Below are 6520 nucleotides of genomic sequence, written 5' to 3'. Positions count from 1 at the left end.
TTCTGATTGTGTAACAGTACACAGATTACAGTTAGTGAATATGTTGAATGGATTGGAAGCATTTTTTGATTTTAAACTACAGTCAACATCCTAGTTCTGTAATTCTTGATATGATTTGGATCAAAAGCACTTTTGGATGTCAGGATACCGAAAATGATATGGAGTAGCTTACGCATTGCAGCTCCCACAATTGCCATATTATGCTTACCCTTCTTCTTTAGTCTTTGGCAAAAACTCACAATGATAGGATTGTGATTCTTGGCTACTATGGCAGGAAAGAAAAGGGCCTTACGTAATGTTTGTGAACCTGATTTACTTAATCTTGGTTTAGAATGTACAGATGAACCTGATGTTATATTTTTCGGTATAACTCCTGTATATGCTGCCAATTGCCTGGCATCTCTAAAAGCTTTTATGTCAGGGATTTCAGCTAAAATAGCCATTGCTGATTCCTCTCCTATTCCTGGAATAGTCAATAGAAGCTGAAAATTTTCCAACAATTCTTTGTGCTGCTTTAATAGTTTGCGTATGGAGTTTTTTATTATTTCTATTTTTTTAACTATATTCGTTGCAACAAGCATTTGCAACTTCTTTAGGCAGTCTCTCTTTTTTTTCTAGGTGGTTATTTACTAATTCTTTTAACGCAACTGAGCAACGATAAAGATGTTTTAATTTTTTCATTTCAGAAGAAGGTGGTGTCCAACGAGTTGGTTCCTGTCTTTGGCAATAATCAGCAATAATTTCTGCATCAGTCTGATCATTCTTTTGTCTTACGAGCTTACTCCTTGTATAAGATTTAATACAATAAGGATTTACAACACTAACAAAATGTCCAGCATTGTGCAGAAATTCAGCCAAAGCTTCGCTATAACAACCACATGCATGACTTTACTTCTTCCACATTATGCTTTTGTAGAAAACTCAGCAGACCTTGAAACCCAAGATCATCGTTCTTAAAGCTCCTTTTCCTAGTTTCACGCTTTTCTTTTTTACTTATGAATGAAAGAAAAACATCAAAGCGATCTTTTGATACATCAATTCCAAGAAAGTTGTTGATCATATATAACCCCATACGTTACCATTTAAAACGAAAAGTAAGGCTAACCTTGTGGATACAGAATTAGAGCCATTTAGGTCTTTCTACGATACCGTCCAGCCTATACTTTTGAGGAGGGAACTCTTATCTTTCTTACAGATTTTATATCTAAGAGGAGAAACAGAGTTCTTCCCTCCTCCACCTAATGCTTAAGCTTAAAACATTAGATGCTTTTTACAAGATACAAGAAGAGAAGCGGTAAAAATTATTTTAGATATTAAACGATAAAATTAGTAATTTATAGACTCTTTAAAAAAAATTATCTTATTTAAGACCAAGATTTCTTAAAAAATAAATATAACAAATAAACCTTAAATGGTTGCTATATTGGGTGTATTCTCTTAACTTGACGCCTATGGTTTCTCCCTACTTAAGTTGCACATCTGGCTACTGTAATCTCCCCCTTCCAAGGTAAAGTACCTTTCACCAAAAAATATTTAATTTAATTTTTGTAATCACTTAAGTCTATTATTATTTTGTTAATGCATCGTTCATTTGCATCCTTGATGATAAACTTTATACCATTTTTATACTTTATGACTTCATTTACAGAAGGTACCTTACCAGCAATTGAAAGAATCAAACCACTAAGTGTAGCATAATCCTCTTCAGAGTCACGCAACTCTATTTTTAGATTTTCCTCTATATCTTTTATAAGGGCCCTTGCCGACACTTCAAACTTACTTTGAGATAATTCAGTAATGGTGTATTCTGAATTTACCTCATTCCCGTTATCAATATTTGGTATTAATTCTTCTATAAGATCAGTCATTGAAATTAAACCATCAGTTCCACCATATTCATCCAACACAATAGCTAGATATGATTTGGAAGATTTCATCCTAACAAAAAGATTTGTTGTTTTCATCGAGGATGGGACAAATATTACACTTTGTATAATATTTCTCAAATTAAAATTTTTATTCTTATCGAAAATAACATCTTTTACATAAAAAAAACCTATTACGTTATCAAAGTTATTCCTATAAGCTGGTATCTTAGTGTGGTAAGTACTTTTCACCTTCTTTATTACCTCATGTTTGCTTGACTCAATGTCTACTGCGCATATCTCAGTACGTGAAGTCATTATGTCCATTATACTACAATCACGGAATTTTAATAGACTATTGAATATACTAGGATCTGACAGATCATTCATTAATGCATCAGATGCACACTTTTTTAACACAGAAGTTTTATTGAAGAGGAAGAGAAAAATTCTGTATGCTATTTTTTCTACTAAGGTTCTTTTCTTATTCAATTTATTCCCTTTAATGGTGAAAATGTCTTTAGATCAGATCTATCAAGAAAACTGTTATTAAATGTTTAATAAGCATGTGAATAATGTCAAATTAACTTGTGAATTAATTGTTGATATCAAATACCAACAATTGATCAACAACTTTTTTAATAGCATATACATAATTTTATAACAATACATGACAGTAGAGTTTTTCCATAAAAGAAATTACTAACATTCTAAACATCTTACTTATGCACATAAATCATAAGGCAAAATCAATAGCATATAGAAGTTATTAACATATTTATCCACAAGTTAAGTAACACTAATTTTTACTAAATTTTAAGTTAATAACAATTTATTGATAGAACTATTACTACTACTATGCTTTAATATATAAAAAAGTAGATAAAATAGATTGGAAAGCACCAAACCAACAATAGTAAGAATTATTAAGCAGAATAAGCCAAATGAGAGAATGCCTATCTGGTTAATGCGCCAGGCTGGTAGGTCTCTTCCTGAGTATCGCAAAACAGTAGAAAACATGAATAATTTCATTGAGATATGCTATAGCACAGATTTAGTGGTAGAGCTGACACTACAACCTATAACAAGGTTTGACATGGACGCAGCGATAATTTTTTCCGACATTTTAATAATAGCTGACGTTTTGGGTTGTGATGTAAGTTTTATACGTGGTGTAGGCCCAAGAATAAAACCTATAGAAAGTGCTAAAGAGTTAAAAAGTCTGCAAGAAATTGAAGCTAAGATATTACCAATTCTAAATGCCATAAGGAAAGTAAGAAGCCAATTATCAGCAGAAAAGTCCCTCATAGGCTTTGCTGGTGGGCCGTGGACAGTAGCTTCATACATCATAGAGGGTGGTAGTAGCAAAACTTTTTCCAAGGTGCTAAATTTCTGTCCCTTGGACTTAGAGGAAATAATTAAGCAAATAACAGAAGCGACAATTATTTATCTAATCAAACAGATAGAGTTTGGAGCAGATGTTATTCAGTTATTTGATAGTAATGCTGGCGCACTTCCGTGGGAGCTTTTTGAAAGGTATGTCATCAAGCCAACAAAGGAAATTGTTTCGGCAATAAAGAATAAGTTTCCTGATTTTCCTATAATAGGTTTTCCACGCTCTGCTGGAAATCTTTATAAGGATTACTATGAGAAAACAGGCGTATCTGCAGTAAGTATAGATTATAATGTTCCAATAGAATGGGCGAAAGCAAATCTAAAAATTCCTCTGCAAGGAAACCTTAATCCTAGTCTTTTGGCCTACGATAAAGCAGAAGCAATTAAGGAAGCAGAGCGTATACTGGATTGTTTTAGAGATTTACCTTTTATATTTAATCTTGGGCATGGAGTACTTCCTGATACTCCAGTTGAAAATATTGCTACATTAGTGGATCTGGTAAGAAACTACTAAAACCCCTACATGAAAAGCCTTTATTGTGGTGAAACGAGAAAATTACTTTACAAGTTTCGCCAATTCCCTTATCATAATATTGAAGCTATATTATTTAACTTCCTAATCTGTGCAGATTAAAACGACAAGAAGACTTGTATTTGGCGTATTATTTTTGCACTATGTGCATGCTATGTCTTTATAAAATTTCCGGATTTTTCCCTATACAGGCTGAAACGGGCTGTTTAAGACATTACCCAACGTCAAATTTTAAAATAAAGAGTAGAATAACTAGCTACTGCGGGGGTTCCTTGTCTTTTTCTTCTATTGGTAAATTTCTTAAACATTTGTAACTTAGATTAATTGCGTTTAAAAGCAGCTAAATTGCAGTGTTTAAGACTAAAAAGCGCCGATACTGAAAATTAAACAATGACCGGGGGTTCTTTTGCCTTTTTTACAATTAGTAAATTTATTAATATTTATAGTTAAAGTAATTTAAGAGAGCCAGCGCGTGAGGCACAGCTGTACGAACATTATCTGTAGGATGCCAGTGTCAAGCACTGGAATGACATCATTATAAAGTAAATCAGTGTCTGGGCGCTGGGATGACACCAAAGAGTGCTACTTGCGTGACATCCTACCATGTCATGCCAGTGCCTAGACACTGCCATCCAGTTAAGTTTACGAGTATAAAAGTAGAAATGGAAAAGTCTACTTTTTACTTTGGTTTGTAATTATAATTCTGATCGTTAAATTTTTTAAGCTGTGAAAAATTGGCTGCTATATAAGGGCAATGGATTTGTGCTATCATGGTTTGTGTAATCTTCTGAATTCTCACTAAGTGTTGATTTTTGTGAATGAGATGGGAAAGAATCAAGCCAATTCTGCGGATGAGTTACCTGACATCCAAAATAGCAAAAATTCCGTCTGATAGAATCAGAGTGTCTGTTTCTACATTCTTGATAGCAATCTTCCAGTGTACGTAGTATTAGTGCCTCATTTTCACTCTGTAAAGATTGATATGTGGTTTTCCACATTTTCTTTATAAAAACCATAGGCGCCAGTTGGTTTTTAGCCTAAGAATAAAGGTCAAGTATCTGGAATTCTGGACATAAAATCCCCCTGTATAAAAAAGATAAAAAAAATGCAGCGCATATACGACAGAAATTAAGTATGTGTGTGTGCACCCACTCACATACACTGAAGAATACGCTTTTTATTGAGAAATTGACTGAAAAGTCTGCAGACGGAGATAGATTTTTGAGCTCTTAAAATACCTCTACTGTTATAGTAAGGAAAGCGAGAAGGTTTGTCAAGCAATCTTTATTGACTGTTGTACTAGAATCCAGTTTTTCGTATAATTTGCTAGGATTTGTATGAAGAATTTTAAATATGAAAGGCCTATACATTAAGACTTACGGCTGTCAGATGAACGTTTATGACTCCGTTTTAATGGAGAATATAGTTAAGCCTCTAGGGTTCAACGTTGTTAGTGATGCAGAACAAGCTGATTTGGTGATATTGAATACTTGTCATATTAGAGAGAAGGCAGCAGAAAAGCTTTACTCAGAGCTTGGAAGAATTCATTCATCAAGAAAAGAAGTGACTATAGTGGTGGCTGGGTGTGTAGCGCAAGCAGAGGGAGAAGAAGTGTTTAGAAGGGCTCCCTTTGTTGATATTGTTGTTGGTCCGCAGAGTATCGCTACTTTACCGGAGTTGATAGTAAAAGCAAGTAGAAGTAAAGGTCATGTAATAAACACTGATTTTCCTGAAGTTGCAAAGTTTGATAAATTGCCAGATGAGTGCTATGGCAATAGCCAGGGGTCTTCTGCGTTTCTTGCCATACAAGAAGGTTGTGATAAATTTTGTACGTTTTGTGTGGTACCATATACTCGCGGGGCTGAGTATTCACGACCAATAAATGAAATATTTCGTGAAGCATTAAAATTAGTTGCAAACGGAGCAAAAGAAATCAATTTGCTTGGTCAGAACGTCAATGCTTACCATGGAGAATGCGAAGGGGAAGTATGGGATTTAGGCAAGTTAGTTAGTCATATTGCTAAAATTGAAAAGCTAGAGAGGATTCGTTATACAACTTCTCATCCAAGGGATATGCACGAATCTCTCTACTTGGCACATGCGGAAGAGCCAAAACTCATGCCGTTTGTTCACCTGCCTGTGCAGTCAGGTTCGGATAAAATATTGCACGCAATGAACAGAAAGCACACTGCAGAGGAGTATTTGGAAATAATAGACAGATTTCGCAGATTGAAACCTGAAATCGAGTTTTCTTCTGATTTTATTGTTGGGTTTCCTGGAGAAACCGAAAAAGATTTTGAGGAAACTATGAAATTAGTGGAAAAAGTAAAATACGCTCAAGCTTATAGTTTTAAATATAGTCCAAGATCAGGAACACCGGGAGCGGAAAGAAAAGATCAAGTACCAGAAGAGGTTAAAACAGAGCGTCTTCTTCGTTTACAGAAATTAATTAGTGAACAACAACTTGAGTTTAATCAGAGTATGGTAGGAAAAACTATTCCTGTTCTATTCAGCGATAAAAAAGGCAAACATCAAGCTCAAATTATTGGCAAAAGCCCATATATGCAATCAGTGTGCATTGATGATCCTGATGGTAAATATAAAGATAAAATAATAAATGTAAGGGTATTGGAAGCTCGGCAGAATAGTTTATTGGGATGTGCTGCCTAATTAGAAAAAAGTGCTCCTGCGTTCTTGTACAGAAGCATTTTGTGTAGTTTTTTTCAAA

General features: G+C 34.3%; 3 protein-coding genes and 1 pseudogene. 2 read left to right on the top strand and 2 right to left on the bottom strand.

Going from position 1 to position 6520, the window contains the following annotated elements:
• Positions 1 to 71: 71 nt before the first annotated feature.
• A pseudogene (locus tag Wcon_RS03115) lies at positions 72 to 1060 on the bottom strand (IS110 family RNA-guided transposase).
• 478 nt (positions 1061 to 1538) lie between these two features.
• Positions 1539 to 2357 carry a transporter associated domain-containing protein gene (locus Wcon_RS03110; RefSeq protein ID WP_114517186.1) on the bottom strand — a complete coding sequence of 273 codons (819 nt, stop codon included), beginning with the start codon at positions 2355 to 2357 and terminating at the stop codon, positions 1539 to 1541.
• Between the two features lie 400 nt (positions 2358 to 2757).
• On the opposite strand from Wcon_RS03110, the gene hemE reads away from it, so the two are divergent.
• Positions 2758 to 3774, top strand: coding sequence for a uroporphyrinogen decarboxylase (gene hemE, locus Wcon_RS03105; RefSeq protein ID WP_114517185.1), 1017 nt, complete (start codon positions 2758 to 2760; stop codon positions 3772 to 3774).
• A gap of 1371 nt (positions 3775 to 5145) precedes the next feature.
• Positions 5146 to 6462 (top strand): tRNA (N6-isopentenyl adenosine(37)-C2)-methylthiotransferase MiaB, encoded by a 1317-nt coding sequence (miaB, locus tag Wcon_RS03090; RefSeq protein ID WP_114517183.1) that lies wholly within the window; start codon positions 5146 to 5148, stop codon positions 6460 to 6462.
• The last annotated feature ends 58 nt before the right edge of the window (positions 6463 to 6520 follow it).

It is taken from the genome of Wolbachia endosymbiont of Cylisticus convexus, assembly GCF_003344345.1.
The sequence above is the reverse complement of the archived record's forward strand: the minus strand, read 5'-3'. Positions and strand labels throughout refer to the sequence as shown.

What these genes read in the sequence shown, in the direction of transcription:
- miaB (WP_114517183.1), top strand. Translation starts at nt 5,146, where the DNA reads ATGAAAGGCCTATACATTAAGACTTACGGCTGTCAGATGAACGTTTAT.